This window comes from Deinococcus arcticus (genome assembly GCF_003028415.1).
Taxonomy (GTDB): Bacteria; Deinococcota; Deinococci; order Deinococcales; family Deinococcaceae; genus Deinococcus; species Deinococcus arcticus.
Window position 1 is genome coordinate 220,585 of record NZ_PYSV01000001.1, and the last position, 15,587, is coordinate 236,171.

15 protein-coding genes are annotated in these 15,587 nt (G+C 68.2%); 10 read left to right on the forward strand and 5 right to left on the reverse strand.

Features of this window, described 5'->3' with window-relative positions:
• Positions 1-43 precede the first annotated feature (43 nt).
• A complete protein-coding gene (locus tag C8263_RS01035; RefSeq protein WP_107136229.1) occupies positions 44-673 on the reverse strand; it encodes a LysM peptidoglycan-binding domain-containing C40 family peptidase in 630 nt (209 codons plus the stop codon).
• Between the two features lie 468 nt (positions 674-1,141).
• Here C8263_RS01035 and C8263_RS01040 point away from each other — a divergent pair, with 468 nt between their 5' ends.
• The 5 genes from C8263_RS01040 to C8263_RS01060 all read left to right on the forward strand — a co-directional run bounded on the left by C8263_RS01040 (position 1,142) and on the right by C8263_RS01060 (position 4,256).
• Positions 1,142-1,507, forward strand: a complete 366-nt coding sequence (locus C8263_RS01040; RefSeq protein ID WP_107136230.1) for a hypothetical protein — start codon at positions 1,142-1,144, stop codon at positions 1,505-1,507.
• A gap of 32 nt (positions 1,508-1,539) precedes the next feature.
• Positions 1,540-1,812, forward strand: coding sequence for a DUF1844 domain-containing protein (locus tag C8263_RS01045; RefSeq protein WP_107136231.1), 273 nt, complete (start codon positions 1,540-1,542; stop codon positions 1,810-1,812).
• A 1-nt stretch (position 1,813) separates the two neighbouring features.
• Positions 1,814-2,254, forward strand: coding sequence for a D-aminoacyl-tRNA deacylase (gene dtd / locus C8263_RS01050; protein WP_107136232.1), 441 nt, complete (start codon positions 1,814-1,816; stop codon positions 2,252-2,254).
• A gap of 82 nt (positions 2,255-2,336) precedes the next feature.
• Positions 2,337-3,419, forward strand: a complete 1,083-nt coding sequence (locus C8263_RS01055; protein WP_107136467.1) for a LysM peptidoglycan-binding domain-containing M23 family metallopeptidase — start codon at positions 2,337-2,339, stop codon at positions 3,417-3,419.
• Between the two features lie 48 nt (positions 3,420-3,467).
• The gene (locus C8263_RS01060) at positions 3,468-4,256 is read left to right on the forward strand and encodes an N-formylglutamate amidohydrolase (protein WP_107136233.1); all 789 of its coding nucleotides are present in this window, start codon (positions 3,468-3,470) and stop codon (positions 4,254-4,256) included.
• Positions 4,257-4,263: 7 nt separating this feature from the next.
• On the opposite strand, the gene C8263_RS01065 is transcribed toward C8263_RS01060, so the two are convergent.
• A complete protein-coding gene (locus tag C8263_RS01065; protein WP_107136234.1) occupies positions 4,264-5,253 on the reverse strand; it encodes a polyprenyl synthetase family protein in 990 nt (329 codons plus the stop codon).
• 119 nt (positions 5,254-5,372) lie between these two features.
• On the opposite strand from C8263_RS01065, the gene C8263_RS01070 reads away from it, so the two are divergent.
• Complete coding sequence (locus C8263_RS01070; protein WP_107136235.1) at positions 5,373-6,323, forward strand: alpha/beta fold hydrolase; 951 nt, start codon at positions 5,373-5,375, stop codon at positions 6,321-6,323.
• A gap of 188 nt (positions 6,324-6,511) precedes the next feature.
• A complete protein-coding gene (locus tag C8263_RS01075) occupies positions 6,512-7,705 on the forward strand; it encodes an amidohydrolase family protein (RefSeq protein ID WP_408608019.1) in 1,194 nt (397 codons plus the stop codon).
• A 54-nt stretch (positions 7,706-7,759) separates the two neighbouring features.
• On the opposite strand, the gene C8263_RS01080 is transcribed toward C8263_RS01075, so the two are convergent.
• Positions 7,760-8,221: a hypothetical protein gene (locus C8263_RS01080; protein ID WP_146160544.1), complete on the reverse strand. Its 462-nt coding sequence runs from the start codon at positions 8,219-8,221 to the stop codon at positions 7,760-7,762.
• A gap of 162 nt (positions 8,222-8,383) precedes the next feature.
• Here C8263_RS01080 and secA point away from each other — a divergent pair, with 162 nt between their 5' ends.
• Positions 8,384-10,993, forward strand: a complete 2,610-nt coding sequence (gene secA, locus C8263_RS01085) for a preprotein translocase subunit SecA (protein WP_107136237.1) — start codon at positions 8,384-8,386, stop codon at positions 10,991-10,993.
• A 287-nt stretch (positions 10,994-11,280) separates the two neighbouring features.
• Here secA and C8263_RS01090 read toward each other — a convergent pair whose 3' ends face one another.
• Positions 11,281-11,793, reverse strand: coding sequence for a ferritin-like domain-containing protein (locus tag C8263_RS01090; protein ID WP_107136238.1), 513 nt, complete (start codon positions 11,791-11,793; stop codon positions 11,281-11,283).
• A gap of 456 nt (positions 11,794-12,249) precedes the next feature.
• Complete coding sequence (locus C8263_RS01095; RefSeq protein ID WP_107136239.1) at positions 12,250-13,725, reverse strand: GGDEF domain-containing protein; 1,476 nt, start codon at positions 13,723-13,725, stop codon at positions 12,250-12,252.
• 734 nt (positions 13,726-14,459) lie between these two features.
• Here C8263_RS01095 and C8263_RS01100 point away from each other — a divergent pair.
• Together C8263_RS01100 and C8263_RS19165 are read left to right on the forward strand one after the other, a co-directional pair.
• Positions 14,460-14,990 (forward strand): DUF4142 domain-containing protein, encoded by a 531-nt coding sequence (locus tag C8263_RS01100; RefSeq protein WP_107136240.1) that lies wholly within the window; start codon positions 14,460-14,462, stop codon positions 14,988-14,990.
• A gap of 384 nt (positions 14,991-15,374) precedes the next feature.
• Positions 15,375-15,518 (forward strand): hypothetical protein, encoded by a 144-nt coding sequence (locus C8263_RS19165; RefSeq protein ID WP_158263717.1) that lies wholly within the window; start codon positions 15,375-15,377, stop codon positions 15,516-15,518.
• The last annotated feature ends 69 nt before the right edge of the window (positions 15,519-15,587 follow it).

Genomic DNA, 15,587 nt, shown 5'->3' on the forward strand with positions numbered 1-15,587 from the left:
CGTGTGGCGGGGGTGTCGCTGAAACTCTCCGGGAGGCGGGGGCTCAGTTCAGGACGCGGCGGGCGCCGTCGTAGCGGTTGGCCCAGTAGGCGTTGCCGAACAGGGGCTCAATCACGGTGCGGCCCTGGTAGCTGTTGGCGTTGGCCATCAGGCCGTCGCCCAGGTAGATGCCCACGTGGCTGGCGGTGCGGCCCATGGTGTTGAAGAACACCAGATCGCCGGCCCGCAGATCGCGGCGGCTGACGGCGCTGCCCACGCGCCACTGGGCGGCGGCGGTGCGCGGCAGGCTGATGCCCAGTTGGCGGAACACGTTCATGGTGTAGGCGCTGCAGTCAATGCCGCCGCGCCCGGTGCCGCCCAGCACGTACCGAATGCCCAGGAAGTTGCTGGCGGCGGCGCGCACGTAGGCGCCCCCAGTGTTCCGGGCAGCCGGAGTAGCGGGCGCGGCCTGGGCGGGACGGGCGGCCGTCTGGGCGCTGCCGCCGGTGCTGAGCTTCTGGCCCACCTGAATGGTGGTGCTGCCCAGGCGGTTGAGCTTCATCAGGGTGGGGGCGTCCACGCCCGTGGCCTTGGCGATGGAGTACAGGGTGTCGCCGGGCTTCACGGTGTAGGTGGCGGCACTGGCGGCGCTGAAGAGCGCGAGGACGGTCAGAAGGGCACAGGAGAGTTTCATCGACGGGGGCAGTTTATCGTCTCTTTATTTAGTTGTCCTTAATTCTTGGAAATCCAGGGGTCTGGTATGCGCCTATACGGCGTTTATGCGTCGCTCGACCCCCACTTGCCCCCTTTCATGAGGCCCCGAAGTTCAGGATTCTCAAGTCCAGGCTCATGTTTTCAAAACTGCTGCTTCTGCTGTGACTCAGGCACTTTTCACGGGATGCCAGGTTTTCGATATTCTCATTGTTCTCATGTCCTGGCTGGCGGCCGACCCCTGTGGGCGTTTAGTCGCGTGCGGCAATGAAACCCAGAGGGGCAGGAGCAACAGGGGAAGCGGCCTCGTCCAGCTTTTGCTTCCCGTTTTACCGTTTGGCCCAGGTGCAGCGCCGCGCTGTCCCGCTGCTGGCCCTGGAGGCCGGTCAGGGGCGCTCTGGTCCCCGGGTGACCTGACCCTGGGTGCCGAGGGGGTAGGCTAGAAGGCAGCATGAAGGAACTCCTCTCGACCGAGCAGATTCAGCTGGGCCTGAAGCACTACCGCCGCATCGCGCGGCAGGACATGCTGCGGGCCAGCGAGACCCCCCATCCCGAGGCGTTCTTGAAGCATGCCGAGAGCCGCCGTGAGGTCTATGCCCAGCTGGGCACCTTTGCCGAGAGCCACGGTCCCGACGAGGTGATTGCGCACGCGCTGGAGCTGTACCGCGCGCTGCCCTTTGCCACCGGCACCCCCGAGCATGCCCACCCGGAGATCAAGGGCCAGGAAAACGCCCTGGAAAACTTCTTCCTGCTGGTGGGCCTGGACCCCAAGACGCGGCGCGAGGCGCGCAGCAAGCGGCCCCGCCTGACCCCGTAGGCCCAGAGCCCGGCACGTACACTGGGGCCGTGATGCCCCACCCGGATTTTGTTGGACTTGTGAATACGCTGCAGGCCACGGCGGAAGCCGCGCTGGGCGACCTGAATGCCGCCACGGCCAGCGCCGCCCGCGACGGCCTGCTGGAGGAACGCCGCGCGCGCCAGACCGCCGAACGCAGCCTGAAGCTGCTGACCATGCTGGCCGAAAAGACCCGGGGCAATCTGGATTTCACCGAAGCCGATCTGCTGGGTGACGCCATCACCAGCCTGCGCGCCCGCCTGCAGGCGACCGGCGCCGAGCACTGAGGTGCGCGCCGTGCTTCAGCGGGTGACGCAGGCCCGCTGCACCGTCGCCGGGAAAGTAACGGGCCAGACGGGGCCAGGGCTGCTGGTGCTGCTGGGGGTGGCGCCAGGCGACACCGAGGAGACCGCCCGGGCCCTGGCCGCCCGCATTGCCAAGGTGCGCATATTTGGTGATGACGCCGGGAAGATGAACCGCAGCGTGCAGGATGTGGGCGGCGGCGTGCTGAGCATCAGCCAGTTCACGCTGTATGCCGACACCCGCAGCGGCAACCGCCCCAGCTTTACCGGCGCCGCCCCACCCGAGCAGGCCCGGGTGCTCTACGGCGTGTTCAATGTCGCGCTGCGCGAGCTGGGCCTGCCCGTGGGCGAGGGCGTGTTTGGTGCCCACATGACCATTGACCTGACCAACGACGGCCCGGTGACCCTGACGCTGGAGATGGCCTGACGGCGGCGCGCGCACAGGGAGCGCGTGTGCCTGGCGCGCGGCCCTTTTCGTTCTCACCGCCCCTGGCCCTATGCTGCGCCCCATGATTCGCCGCACCGCCCTGCTGGCCGCGCTCCTCTGTGTGGGGGGCGCGGCGGCCTATACCGTCAAGCCCGGCGACACCCTGTATGCCATTGCCAAGGCCCACGGCACCACTGTGGAGGTGCTGACGCGCCTGAACGGCCTGCAGGGCACCGCCCTGAAGGTGGGCCAGGACCTGAAGCTGCCCGGTGCTGGGACTGCCTCCACGCCGGCCCCCCCGCGCTCCGCGCCCCTGCCGCCAGAGCAACTGGCCCCCACCCCCACGGGCGCGCGCATTGCGGGCGTGAACATCACGGTGCCGGCCAGCCTGCGCATGGGCGAGGCGTTTGTGCTGCGCCTGAGTGGCGCGCGGGCCGCCCAGGCCACCGTGCGCTTTCCCAGTGAGGTGGGCGAGGACGTGCGCCGCCCCAATGAGGTGCTCAGGCCCTCGGGCGCCGCCGGCGAGTATGTGGTGCCGGGGCGCGTGGTGCTGGGCAAAACCACCCCGGTGGTCTACGAGGTGACCCTGGACGGCGCGCTGGTGCGCGGGCGCATTCCAGTGGCGGGGCTGGACCAGCCGATTCAGCATCTCAACCTGCCGGCCCGCATCAGCGGCGTGTTGCAGGACCCCGCCCGCAAGGCCGAGGACGCCCTGGTGGAACAGGCCTACGCCCGGCGCACCCCGCAAGCCTGGAGCCGGCCGTTCGCGCCGGCGCTGCAGGGGGCGGTGCCCACCAGCAGTTCCTTTGGGCAGCCGCGCACCTACGTGGCCGGCGGCCCGGTGGCCTACCACTTCGGCACCGATTACCCGGCCAGGACCGGCACCCCCGTGCGGGCCGTGAATGACGGCACGGTGGTGATTGCCGGGCGCTACCCGGTGCGCGGCGGTCTGGTCGTCATTGACCACGGCGCGGGCGTGACCAGCCTATACTTTCACCAGAGCCGGGTGACCGTGAAGGTGGGGCAGAAGGTGGCGCGCGGCGACCAGATTGGCGAGGTGGGCAGCACCGGCCTGAGCGCCGGGCCGCACCTGCACCTGGAAATCCGGGTGCGCGGCGAGGGCACCAACCCGGCAGGCTGGATGAACCGCCTGTGGCCCCGCTAGGACGCTGCGCGGGCTGAGGGCGAGGCACCCTGCACTATCCTCGGGCACATGCCCCCGCTCAGCGACCTGTTGATCGTCACGCCCCATCCGTCCGGGCAACTGCCGGCAGACGTCTTGCACGACATGCTGGGCGAGGCCGTGTTCGACACGGCGGCGCGTGAGGCGCTGCTGCGCCGGGTGTTTCTGGACGGCGATCCGTACACAGAGCTGCTGTACCACGTGCCCGGCGCCCGGCATGTGCAGGCCCCCTGGAGCCGCTTTGCCGCCGACCTGAACCGCGAGCGCGGTGACCGCGCCGACAACGGTGTGCTGAAACTCACCGGCTTTGACCGGGATACCCTGTACCCCCCAGGCTTCGTGCTGAGCGAGGAAGCCCGCGAAGCCCGCCTGCGCCGCCTGTGGGACCCCTTTGATGCGCTGCTGGCCGCAGAGGCGCTCCACAGCCGCCTGATGATCGTGGGGCACGCCATGGCCCCGCAGGGCCCGGCCCTGGGTCACGACACCGGGACCCCCCGCCCGGCCGTCTGCCTGATGCCCGGCACCGCCGGGGCGCCCACCTTTCCGGTGGCCCTGTGGCCCGCGCTGCAGGGGGCCGCGCAGCAGGCGTTTGGCCCGGCCATCGCCCGCAGCTCCGACCCCCGCGTGACCGTGGGCGAGCCCTGGAGCACCGATACCCTCAGCCGCACCCACGGCGCGCGGGCGGGCATTCCCGCATTTGGCGTCGAGTTCAATACCGCGCTGTACCTGCAGGGCGGTCAGCCCCAGGAGGAGCAGCTGCGCGCCCTGAACCGGGGCTTGATCGCGTTTGCCAGAGCGGCGCTGTCGCTGCTGGCCTAACCCTCCTTCACGCCTCGCGGGTGGCGAGGTCGCGCACGGTGCTCAGCAACTCGGCGGCGGCCACGCGATCGCGGGCGCCGCTCAGGGCGTCTTGCAGCAGCTGCAGGCCACTGGCGGCTTCCTGCGCCGCAACCGCCTGAGCGTGGGCCACGCTGCCGCTCTCCAGCAGCCACGCCTGCAGCTGCGCCACGGTGGCCGGGTCCTTGTCGGGGCGCGGGCGGGCCATCTGGGCCAGAAACACCTGCCGCTGCGCTTCGGGGGCCGTGCTCAGCCAGTGCAGCGCAATCAGGGTGCGCTTGCCTTCCAGCAGGTCGCCGCCAATCTCCTTGCCGTATTTGAGGGGATCGCCCAGCAGGTTCAGCACGTCGTCGCGAATCTGGAAGGCGGTGCCCAGCGCCAGCCCCGCCGTCTCAAAGCCTGTATGGGGGGTGGCCCCGGCGGCCAGCGCGCCCAGTTGCAGCGGCACCACCACCGTGTAGTAGGCCGTTTTCAGCCGCACCATCTCCAGGTAATCGGCCTCGCGCAGCGCCCACTCCTGGCGCTCCACCCAGCACAGGTCCAGGTGCTGGCCTTCGGCGGTGCGGTGAATCATCTGCAAAAAGGCGTCCATGCCGCCCGTGACCCCGGCGCGGTGCACGGCCGCCCACATGTAGGCGTGCAGGCCGTCGCCCGCGTTGATGGCCAGCGCCACCCCATGCAGGCGGTGCAGCGCGGGGCGGCCCCGGCGGTCCTCGCTGTCGTCCTCAATGTCGTCGTGAATCAGCACCCAGTTCTGAAACAGTTCCAGGGCGGCGGCCAGCCACAGCGCGCGCTCCCAGCCCGGGTCGGTGTCTCGCAGGCCGTGGGCGCGGGCGCTGTGCAGCAGCAGTTCCGAGCGCAGGCCCTTGCCGCCCCGCTGCGGATAGTCACGCAGCATCTCGTGGTAGTCGCGCAGTTCGGGCCGGGCGGCGGACTGGGGCAGCAGCGACAGCACGCGGGACAGCAGTTCGGGGCGCATCGCCGGGCAGCATAGAGCATGGGGCCGGGGCGGCCCTGTCTCGCCTGCGCGCCCTGTGGCGGCCCAAGTGCAGCCGCGCCGACAGTGCCGCGCCGCCTGAGCCGGCCAAGATGCACGGTATGGTCACCGCGCCCCTTCTGCTGCGTTCTGTTTGGGCCCTGCTGGTGCTGGCGTTGCTGGGCGCCGTGGGGGTGGCGGCGGCGCAGGGGGCGCCCACCACGGCGCTGCGCCCGGCCCTGAGCGGCGAGCAGCGCACGCTGACGCTGCCGGGGTTTGGGGCCGTGGCCTACGCGGCGGACCCCCGGGGCACAGGCCGCCCGCTGGTGCTGCTACACAGCGTGAACGCGGCGGCCAGCGCCTACGAGATGAAACCGCTGTGGGACCTGTACGCGGGCCAGCGCCCGGTGTACGCCCTGGAGTGGCCGGGTTTTGGCCGCAGCGCCCGCCCCGACGTGCCCTACACCCCCGCGCAGATGACCGCCGCCCTGAGCGCCCTGCTGGACACGCTGGGCCCCCTGGAATCCGGGGTGGATGTGGTGGCCCTGAGCCTGGGCAGCGAGTTCGCCGCCCGCGCCGCCCTGGCCGACCCCCGCATTCGCCGGCTGGCCCTGATCAGCCCCACTGGCCTGGGCCGGGCGCGGGGCGAACCCAACCCGAATACGGTCCGGGCCCTGCGCGCTGTGTCGGGGCCCCTGTACGCCGCGCTGCGCACCCGGCCCAGCATTGAGTTTTTCCTGGGGCGCTCTTTCCGGGGGCCGGTGGACGAGGGGCTGCTGAATTACGCGCTGGAGACCTCGCGCCAGCCGGGAGCGGTGTATGGCCCCCTGGCCTTTCTGACCGGCGCCCTGTTTACCCCGGACGCTTACGGTGAGCTGTACGCGCGCCTGAGCGTGCCCGTCCTGGTGCTGTACGACCAGGACGCCTTTACCTCGTTCGAGCGTCTGCCCGAACTGCTGGGCCGCCCAGGGGTGCAGGCCGTGCGGATTGAAGGCACCGATGGCCTGCCACACTTTGAGCGCCCGGCCGAGGTGAAGGCTGCCCTGGACCGCTTCTGGAGCGAGAGCCGGTAAACCGGGACTTCATCAGAAGCTGGAGCGGCGGCCCACGCTCAGTCATTCGCTGCTGAGCCCCCGGTCAACCGAGGAGGCTGGGACAGCGGCGCCGCAGCGCGAGGGGCGAACCCAGGGCCCCGCACCGGGAATGTCAAGGGTCCGGCGCACTTCTGAACCGTTGGAATGAGAGGGGCGAGGCCCTTAGCATGGCCGGCATGAGCGCCCCTGCCGCCTTTATCCCCCGCCTTCTTGTGTGCGACGTGCTGTATACCGGCATGGGGGGCGCGCAGTCGCCGGGCGGCGTGGTGGTGGTGGGCGGCGCAGTGGCGGCCACCGGCCACCCGGACGCCCTGCGCGCTGCCTACCCCCACGCCCAGGAGGAGCACGTGGGCGGCGTGATTGCCCCGCCCCCGGTGAACGCCCACACCCACCTGGACATGAGCGCCTATGCCTTTGAGGCCCTGCCGTATTTCCGCTGGCTGCCGGAGGTGGTGATCGCGCAGCGCGAGCGCCGGGGCGTGGCCGGTGCCCTGGCCGGGGCCGACATGCTGGCCGCGCAGGGGGTGGGCGGCGTGGGTGACATCGTGAATATTCCAGCCGTGATGGACGCCCTGCTGGCCCGCAAGGACCTGAGCGGCGTACTGTACTTCGAGGTGCTGGGGCCCATCCCGGAGCAGGCCGAGGAGCGCTTTGCCGGGGTGCGGGCCCTGGTCGAAGGCTGGCGGCGCCACCCCCGCGCCGGCGAGTTGCGTGTGGGCCTCTCGCCCCATACGCCCTTCACCGTCAGCCACCGCCTCATGCGGCTGGTGACCGAGTACGCCGCCGGCGAGGGCCTGCCGCTGCAGATTCATGTGGCCGAGCACCCCAGCGAGGTGGAACTGTTTGCCACGGGTGGGGGGCCGCTGTGGGCCAACCGCATGCCCGCGCTGTACACCGCCACCTTCGCAGAGGTCATCGGGCGCGCGCCCGAACCCGGCCTGAGCCCGGTGCGCTACCTGGACGAACTGGGCGTGCTGGCTGCCCGGCCCACCCTGATCCATATGGTGAACGTGACCCCGGACGACATTGCCCGGGTGGCGCGCGCCGGCTGCGCGGTGGTCACCTGCCCCCGCTCCAATCAGCATCTGGGGTGCGGGATTTTTCCCTGGACCGCCTTCACGGCGGCCGGGGTGGAGGTGGCCCTGGGCACCGATTCCGTGGCCAGCGGCGAAACGCTTGACGTGCGCGACGAGGTGGCCTTTGCCCGGAAACTCTACCCGGAACTGGACCCCCGCCTGATGGTCCGCGCGGCTGTGAAGGGCGGGCACCGCGTACTGGGCAGCCGGGCGCCCCTCATTCGGCGGGGCGAGAACTGGCAGGAGGGGTTTGTCTGGGCTGGGCAGAACGAGGCGCGCCGCTGAGGCCGTAGGAGCAGGCCCCCCAGGCTCAGCGGCGCGGGCCACGCCAGCGGCCGCTCAGGGCTGGCTGACGCTGGCCTGGCAGCTGCCGCCGGCCACATTGCCCCCCTGCACCCGGGTCAGGCGGCCACTGTAGGGCAGGCTCAGCAGGGTATCCACGCGGCAGGTGTAGCGCTCGCCGTTGGTGCCAATCCACTCAAAACTCAGCACGCGGCGGTCCCCGTCATAGGTGGCCACCGAAAAGCCCGGGCGCCCACGCGAAAACGCCTCGGCCTGGTCCAGCCCGCCAACTGTGGCGGTACCGCCGGCTCCGCTGATCAGATCTGGAACCGCCACGGTGGAGGACACCGCGCTGCCTTCCACCGTGCCACTGACGGTCCAGGTCTGCCCCACGGTCAGGGGGCCCGCTGTGCGGGGCGCGGGGCCGCCCTCGCGCGGAGTTAGCAGTGAAGCCAGCGGGGCGCAGGACGCCAGCAAGGGCAGAAGGGCCAGTGAGAGCAGCAGGGCGGGACGGGTCATGCGCGCAGCATACGGGCGGCCTATGAGCGTGGCCCAGGTCACCTTCAACGCGTCCAGAGCCACCGTTCATGCTCCCTGAGCTGCCTGGACTCAAGATGTTTATGCCGGTCTCACTGAAATCGCAGCCGTGCCAGGACGCGGGGCGCGTTATACTCGCTTGTCATGTTCCGTGTCCTGAACAAAATGTTCGATAACAACCAGCGCGACGTGGCGCAGATCGTCAAGACGATTGTGCAGCCCGTGAACGCGCTGGAAGAAGAAACCCAGAAGATTGAAGATCTGGCCGCCGCTTTTCTGGACCTGCGCCGCCGCGTGCAGGAGGGCGGTGAGTCTCTGGACGACGTGGTGGTGCCTGCGTTTGCCCTGATCCGCGAAGCCGGGCGCCGCTCCATTGGCAAGCGCCACTACGACGTGCAGCTGATTGGCGGTTACGCCCTGCACAAGGGCCGCATTGCCGAGATGCGCACCGGCGAAGGCAAGACGCTGGTGGCCACCCTGGCCCTGGCGCTGAACGCCCTGGAAGGCCGGGGCTGCCACCTCGTCACCGTGAACGACTATCTGGCGCGTGTGGGCATGGAGGAGATGGGCCTGCTGTACCGCACCCTGGGCCTGACCGTGGGGCTGGCCAGCCGCGACCTGCAGCCGCACCAGAAGCAGGCCGCCTACGCCTGCGACATCACCTATGTCACCAACAGCGAACTGGGCTTCGACTATCTGCGTGACAACATGGCCCAGAGCCGCGAGGCCCTGTCGCTGCGCGCCGAGCATCCCCTGAACTTCGCCATCGTGGACGAGGTGGACTCGATCCTCATTGATGAGGCCCGCACCCCACTGATCATCTCGGGGGCGGCTGAAAAGGCCACAGATCTGTACTACGTGTACGCCAAGCTGATTCGCCGCCTCCAAAAGGGCGAACCGGCCGAACCCGGCGTGCGTACCGAGCCCACGGGCGACTACACCATTGACGAGAAGAGCAAGCAGGTGCACCTCACTGAAGGGGGCATCTCCAAGATTGAGCGCCTGCTGAGCCTCTCGGACCTGTACAGCCCCGAGAACATGGACAAGGCCCACATGATCACCCAGGCCATCCGCGCCCGCGAGCTGTATCAGCGCGAGAAGGATTACATCGTGAACGCCGAGGGCGAGGTCGTGATTATTGACGAGTTCACGGGCCGCTCGATGCCGGGACGCCGCTACGGCGAAGGGCTGCACCAGGCCATTGAAGCCAAGGAAGGCGTGAAAATCGAGAACGAGAACCAGACGCTCGCCACGATCACCTACCAGAATTTCTTCCGCCTGTACAACAAATTTGCGGGCATGACCGGCACCGCCAAGACCGAGGAAAAGGAATTCCTGGACATCTACGGCAGCGACGTGCTGGTGATTCCGACCAACAGGGCGATTCTGCGCAAGGACGCCGACGATCTGGTGTACCGCAGCCGCCTGGGCAAGTACAACGCGGTGGTGCAGGAAGTGGTGGAGATGCACGCCACCGGCCGCCCGGTCCTGATCGGCACGGCCAGCATCGTGACCAGCGAGCAGCTGAGCGACCTGCTGACCCAGGCCGGCGTCAAGCACAGCGTGCTGAACGCCAAGTTCGAGGCCCAGGAAGCCAGCATCGTGGCGCAGGCGGGCCGGTCGGGCACCGTGACCATCGCCACCAACATGGCCGGGCGCGGCACCGACATCATGCTGGGGGGCAACGCCGAATTCATCATTGGGGAAGCCATCGAGCAGAACTTTGGCATCAGCCGCTTCGCCCTCGAGGCCGAGAACTTCATCAAGGCCGTGAGCCGGCTCGACGAGGGCGCCGTGGCCCTGGGCATGCTGATTCCCGGCATGACCGAGGACTTTGCCCGCCAGGCCGTGCAGCTGCAGGCCGATATTCTGGCCGACCGCGAGCGCGTGCGCGAACTGGGCGGCCTGCACATCATCGGCACCGAGCGCCACGAGTCGCGCCGCATTGACAACCAGCTGCGTGGCCGCGCCGGGCGTCAGGGCGACCCCGGGTCAAGCCGCTTCTACGTATCGTTCGAGGACGACCTGATGCGCCTGTTCGCCAATGAACGTGTGGTGGCCATGATGGACCGCCTGGGCATGGACGACACCCAGCCCATTGAAGCCAAGATGGTCACGGGCGCCATTGAAAAGGCGCAGGCCCGCGTGGAAGACCGCAACTTCAGCACCCGTAAGCAGCTGTTGGAATTCGACAACGTGATGAGCAAGCAGCGCGACACCATCTATGCCCAGCGCCGCGAGGTGCTGCTGGGGCCGGATGAGGACGTGGAAGAAAGCGCTGAAGGCATGATCGCGGACTTCGTGGACATGCAGCTGGCCACCTATCTGCCCATTGAGCAGCCGGCCGACACCTGGGACATTGAGGGGCTGCGCGGCGCCGTGGTGGACGCAGTACCGCAGCTGGAGGGCTTTGATTTCGAGGCCCTGCGCGCCATGAGCCCGGCCCAGGCCCAGGACACGCTGCTGCAGGCCGTGGCCGACGCCTTCGACGCCCGCAAGGAAGAACTGAGCCCCACCATGCTCAACAGCCTGTCGCGCTACGTGCTGCTGCAGGTGGTGGATCAGCACTGGAAGGAGCATCTGCACGCCATGGACGTGCTGCGCCAGGGCATTGGCCTGCGCGGCTACGGCCAGCGTGACCCCTTCACCGAATACAAGTTTGAAGCCACGAACATGTTCAACGAGATGATTGACAATCTGAAAGCGGACGTGACCAAGTTCATCTTCCGCATGCAGTTTGGTCAGACCGCGTAACGTTGGCTGAAGATTGGGGCGCTCACAGATAGGTGGGCGCCCCTGGTCATGGGCAAGCTCTTGGTCACTCTCTTGCCGCGTTTCGCAGCGCTTTGGGGTCAAATCCCTGGCGCTGACTGGGGCGTGAACATGTCCCATAGTGGTATGGGACCGCTTCTCCGGCTGTACGTCTCACCACTCGGCGTTACCAGAGGAAACAGGGCACAGGTCGCGGCGCCCTGCTGCAGTGTGGGGCGACAGTTCCATCCACAGCGAAAGGGCAGAGCAGAAGGCCAGCCCGGCCGACCCTAGCGCAGCGCCGCGGTGGCCGGGCCCAGGGCAGCGCGGTTGATAGGGGTGGCCGCAGCACTCAAGCTGAGATCGGCAGCCTGCTCCTCACGCTCGCTCAGGCGCAGGCGTTCGGCGTGGTGGGGCAGCCGCAAGGTGTCGGCCAGTTTGGCGGCGGTGCCGTAAGCCGAGATCTCGTAGTGCTCGACCCGCTGAGCACAGGCAATCAGCCCGGCGTCCCTGACCGCCGGGGGGGCGTCGCGGCGCAGCAGCTCATCGGCCTCGGCCAGCAGGCCCCGCATGGCCTGACAGGTGTGCCCGCCCGGCGTGCAGTCCAGGTCCATGAACAGACTGTCCAGGCGCTGCGCCTGCACCCGGGTCTGGTCCAGGTGGCGCTCCAGACCGGTGCGCAGCGTGGAGTCACTGGCGGCGGCGGCCATGCGGGGCAGGGCGTCCAGAAGCTGGGTCTCAGCAGAATACAGGTCCCGGAGCTGCTTTACGTACAGGTCATGCAGGGTGTTCAGAGCAGGCATGTCATCCTCCTTGGCAACGGGTGGGGGCGCGGGGCGCCATGGGGTTCAGTATGTCCACCCTTCAGGCCATCAGGAGCGCGCATGGAGGGACGCTCAAGCCCAGGTGTGAGGAGAGGGGGCCCCCTTCGTGCTCATACGGACTGCCGTCCATTTCCGGAACATCCGGGAAGAAGGGCGATGTTCCGCTCCTACGGAGCCTTTCAGGTCCAATTCCCGGAACTCCGTATTTTCCTTCTCCCTCTGGTCGGAAAAAGTCCGTAACACGTTACGGACTTTTTCGGAATCCGTATCAGCCCCCAATGCGCCCTGGCTAAGTCACTCGCTGTTGATCTTCAGATCAACCGAGCGGGCTGGGACAGCGGCGCGGCAGAGCGAGTGGCGAACACAGTCCGTTGCACCGGGCGTGGAGACTTTTCGGTGCTCTTCTGAACAGTCGCAACGTAAGGTGCAACGTCCTTAATTCAGCGGCGAGTCGTCGCCCGGCTGCTGACGGTGGTGCTGGGCCTTCATGGCATACATGCGCTGATCGGCCAGGCGCAGCAGCGCTTCGGCCTCGGTGGCTTCCGGGGGAAAGAAGGCAATGCCGGCGCTGACATCCGCCTGGGCAAAGCCTTCTTGCTGCACCTGGGCCATCAGGCGGCGCACGCGCCCGTACAGCACCTCTTCCACCCCGGGCTGGCCGTGGGCCAGCAGCACCGCGAACTCGTCGCCGCCCAGCCGGTAACAGCGGTCGCCGGCGCGCATCTGTGCCCTGAGCCGCTGTCCGAACAGGCGCAGCAGCTGATCGCCGGCCTCGTGGCCCAGGGCGTCGTTCACCCGCTTCAGGCCGTCAAGGTCCATCATCAGCAGGCCGAAGGGCCCGTCGCGGGCGGTGCGGGCGTGCAGCTCCATTTCAAAGGCCCGCCGGTTGCCCAGACCAGTCAGGGCGTCTTGCAGCGCGGCGCTTTCCAGCTGAAGCAGGTGGCTCTGCCGTTCCAGGGCCACATTGACCGACACCCGCGCGGCCTCGAACAGCTGCCGTTCCCAGTCGGCCCAGCCCCGGTTGTCGCCCACCTTGGCGGCCATCAGCACCAGTGTGGGGCCGCTGGCGCCGCCCAGCGGCACACAGGCCACCGAGGTCACCCCCGCCTGCACCAGCAGGGGGTGGGCCCGGGGATGAACCACGTAATCCTCCACAAAGACCGAGCGCTGGGTGGCGCTGGCCAGCCCGGGCAGGCCCCCATCCGGCTCTGGTGGGGGCGGCCCCTGCAGCGCGGCCGGAACCTCCGGCGCGTGCCAGACCGCCGCCACCTGCGCCCCGGCCTCCTGCTGCACCCACAGGCCCAGCCAGTCCACCTGCAGGGCGCCCCGGAACTGCAGCAGCACGTGCTCGGCCACCTCCAGGGGCGGGCGGCGCTCCTGGGCCAGTTCCACGATGTTCAGCAGCGCCGTGTTCACCCGCAGCGCCTGCTGCAATTCCTGTTCCTTGCGCTGCAGTTCGGCCGTGGCGCGCAGGGCCTGCCCCACCCGGGGCATCAGGGGGGGCAGGGCTGCCGCCGTGGCCACACTCACGATGGCCGTCAGGGCGCGCACGTAGGCGTCGAACCAGTACACCGGCACAAAGCGCACCACCACGTGCATCACGTGCGTGAAGCCGCAGGCCACGATGAACAGCCCAAAGGCCAGTACCACCCAGTCAAAGGGCAGGTGGGCGCGGTTGCGGTACACCAGCAGCGCCAGGAGCCCGGCAATAACGGTGTACGACAGCCACACCAGCAGATCGCTGCCCACATGCAGGGCTGTCAGTGCCGGGGGCCATCCCTCGTGGTGGTCCGGGCCAAAGCCCGAGGTGTTCCAGAGGTTGGGCAGCAGCCCCGGCCACAGCAGGGGCAGCAACAGGCCGCACAGCAGCAGCAGCAGAATGCGGAACCACCCGGAGCGCAGAATGGACATGGCAGGGCACCTCAACACGCAGGAGAACGAACGGCAGACGTCCCTCTGAGTCTCGCAGCCCGGGTCTGTCATGACTCTGAACCGGTGGCCCGGCCACGTTGTCCTGAGAACGCTGTGTTCACCGGGGTTGGCCGTGCAGGGGACCATGCGTTCCTGGGCAGCATGACCCCTGGCCGGGCCAGCGCTCTGTCAGAACTCTGACGCTCCCGGGCTCACCCGGGCCACGCGCTCTGTCCTGAGGCCCTCACCCCTCCCATGTCAACTGTTCACAAGAGCAGCGGAATGTGTCCATTCCTGGTGCGAGCCACTTTGTTCACTGCCCGCGCTGGTGCGCCCCTGTCCCAGGCCGCGCGGCCGGTCTGAAACGGCGGCGCAAGAGACTTAAGGACGTTGCACCTCACGTTACGACTTTGCAGGAGAGCACCGCAAAGTCTCCACTCCCGGTGCAACGTCCTTTTTTCGATACTCGCTCCGCTCGGTTGATCTAAAGATCAACAGCGAGCGACGTAAGGACGTTGCCCCTCATGGTGCGACTGCTCAGGAGAGCACCGAACAGTCTCCACGCCCGGTGCAACATACTTTTTTCAAGACTCGCTCTGCGGCGCAGCTGTCCCCGCCCGCTCGGTTGATCGGGGATTGGCAGCGAGTGACTTAAGTTCCGCTTAAGGAAGGCCTACGCGAAGGCTCAAGGCTGCCTGCACCTCCCGGGCAGCGGCGCCCGGCAGCATACGGCCATGCAGCGAATTCTGATGACCACTCTGGCCCTTACCTCTACCCTGGCCCTGGCCGGCGGCGCCGGCATGGCCCCCATGGGCCCGGTCAGCACCGCGCAGGTGAGCAACAACACCAACGTCCTGTTCATGGAGGTGGCTGCCATGAGCAACCTCACGGAAATCATGACCTCGCAGCTGACCCTGCAAAAAAGCAGCAACGCCCAGGTGCGCGCCTTTGCCACGCACATGATTCAGGCCCACACCCAGGCCCACCGCGAACTGCTGCAGCTGGCGGCCATGAAGGGCGTCAGGCTCACCGACAAACCCGGCGCCGACCAGCGCCTGCAGTACAACAAGCTCAGCACCCTCTCGGGGGCCGCCTTCGACGCCATGTACAAGAAGGTGCAGGTAACCGGCCACGAGATGACCCTGGACCTGATCAAGACCTACCGCACCATCGGCACCGATGCCCAGGTGCTGGCCTACGCCGCCAAGATGCAGCCCGCCGTGGCCATGCACCTCGAAGAAGCCAGGGCCCTGCCCGGCATGTAAACCTGCCCCCGGTGCGCCCCGGCCTGCCAGTTCAGGAGGCTGGGGCGTTCTCGTGCGCCTCGCCCCGGTCTGGGGCCTAGGACCGCTTCATGTGGAAAGGTGTTCAGGTCCCCTGTAGGCAATGTGGGCCAGTGGCTCACGTTCGGTGGCTATGCTGGGGGTACCCAAAAGTCAACGCCGACCGGGTGAAGTCGGTCAGGGCCACCCCGCCGGGCGCGGGGTTTTTTCATGGAGACCTGAGGCGAATAGTGGCCTGGGGCAACTGGCACCCAGCGCCAAGATGGACGTTCATTCAGGGTTGCCTTGAGGCCCGGTCAAGAACCGGTGACGTCGCCTTGAGGCGGGCGTCATGGACCGCAGGAGCAGGGGGCGCACACTGAACCCATGGACGTTCTCCTGATCATGGCGGCCCTGACCCTCCTGATCATGCTGGTGGCCTTTGTGGCCCTCACGCATGAGGACCGCGCATTGCTGCGGGAACAGGAGGACGTGCCCATCCCGCTGCGCGGCCTGCAGGCTGGCGACTGACCCTCTGGCCCCCCCACGTCCGCCGCCCTGGTCCCTCACCCAGGGCGGCGGTTTTTTTGGGTCCTGGCG

Coding starts and splice junctions, on each gene's coding strand:
- C8263_RS01035 (WP_107136229.1), bottom strand. CDS start 673: ATGAAACTCTCCTGTGCCCTTCTGACCGTCCTCGCGCTCTTCAGCGCC.
- C8263_RS01080 (WP_146160544.1), bottom strand. CDS start 8,221: ATGACCCGTCCCGCCCTGCTGCTCTCACTGGCCCTTCTGCCCTTGCTG.
- C8263_RS01075 (WP_408608019.1), top strand. CDS start 6,512: ATGGCCGGCATGAGCGCCCCTGCCGCCTTTATCCCCCGCCTTCTTGTG.
- C8263_RS01045 (WP_107136231.1), top strand. CDS start 1,540: ATGCCCCACCCGGATTTTGTTGGACTTGTGAATACGCTGCAGGCCACG.
- C8263_RS01060 (WP_107136233.1), top strand. CDS start 3,468: ATGCCCCCGCTCAGCGACCTGTTGATCGTCACGCCCCATCCGTCCGGG.
- C8263_RS01055 (WP_107136467.1), top strand. CDS start 2,337: ATGATTCGCCGCACCGCCCTGCTGGCCGCGCTCCTCTGTGTGGGGGGC.
- C8263_RS01095 (WP_107136239.1), bottom strand. CDS start 13,725: ATGTCCATTCTGCGCTCCGGGTGGTTCCGCATTCTGCTGCTGCTGCTG.
- C8263_RS01040 (WP_107136230.1), top strand. CDS start 1,142: ATGAAGGAACTCCTCTCGACCGAGCAGATTCAGCTGGGCCTGAAGCAC.
- secA (WP_107136237.1), top strand. CDS start 8,384: ATGTTCCGTGTCCTGAACAAAATGTTCGATAACAACCAGCGCGACGTG.
- C8263_RS01100 (WP_107136240.1), top strand. CDS start 14,460: ATGCAGCGAATTCTGATGACCACTCTGGCCCTTACCTCTACCCTGGCC.
- C8263_RS01090 (WP_107136238.1), bottom strand. CDS start 11,793: ATGCCTGCTCTGAACACCCTGCATGACCTGTACGTAAAGCAGCTCCGG.
- C8263_RS01070 (WP_107136235.1), top strand. CDS start 5,373: ATGGTCACCGCGCCCCTTCTGCTGCGTTCTGTTTGGGCCCTGCTGGTG.
- C8263_RS01065 (WP_107136234.1), bottom strand. CDS start 5,253: ATGCGCCCCGAACTGCTGTCCCGCGTGCTGTCGCTGCTGCCCCAGTCC.
- C8263_RS19165 (WP_158263717.1), top strand. CDS start 15,375: ATGGACGTTCTCCTGATCATGGCGGCCCTGACCCTCCTGATCATGCTG.